The sequence below is a fragment of the Rhizobacter sp. P1_G5 genome (assembly GCF_056405435.1).
This window is the reverse complement of sequence record NZ_JBFUCB010001143.1, coordinates 1-722: the sequence shown is the minus strand read 5'-3', so window position 1 is coordinate 722 and position 722 is coordinate 1. Positions and strand designations below refer to the sequence as shown.

General features: G+C 71.0%; 1 protein-coding gene. It reads right to left on the bottom strand.

Going from position 1 to position 722, the window contains the following annotated elements:
* Positions 1 to 161: 161 nt before the first annotated feature.
* Entirely contained in the window at positions 162 to 557 is a 396-nt protein-coding gene (locus AC1D12_RS34620) for a hypothetical protein (protein WP_477845570.1), read from the bottom strand.
* Positions 558 to 722: the final 165 nt, after the last annotated feature.

Here is a 722-nt window from a genome sequence, read left to right as displayed (position 1 = left end):
CGGTGGTGCTGCTGACCGGCTACGCGACGCGGGTGCACGACGCGACGGCAGCCGGCTTTCGCGTGCTCAGCAAGCCGGTCGGTGCGCAGGCGCTCCTGGAGGAGTTCGTGCGCGCGACGCGAGGGCGCTGAGCGGCGTTAGGCGTCACCCCCGTGGTGTCGTCAGTGGCGTGCAGGCGGGYCGTCTTCGTCCACCTCATCATCGGCCGCATCGTCGGCGATGGCTTCCACATCGTCGGATGCGTAGGGACGGCCTGCGGCATTGGTGGCCCACGTCGGGTCGCTGACCAGGTGGTCCGGCAGGATGTCGGCCGCATCGTCGAGGTCGTTGCCGGTGGCCGATCCACGCTCGCCGGTGCCGCGCGCATCGCTGTCGCTGTCGCGGTGCACCGGCAACGCGCCGAGTTCGCCGGGGTTGTCGGCGTCGGTGGGCATCGCGCGTTCGCCCTGCACGTCGCTGCCGCTGTCCGAGCTGTCGCTCGGGCCGAGCGCGTCCACGTCACGGCCGATGGCGCGGGGAGCGGCGCGTTCGCCGCCGAGGATGCTGCTGTTCGACATCGTTGGTCCTTTCACGGTGATCGAAGCGGTCGCGCGGTGCGCGCGACCCATGGGTGCAGACTAGGTCGCGCGCAGCGCAGGGTCTGTAGGACTTGGGCCTGCCTGCGGGCGGGAGAAGTTCGAGCGGGAAAACCCTTCGCGGCCCAGGGCGGCACGCTCCTAGAA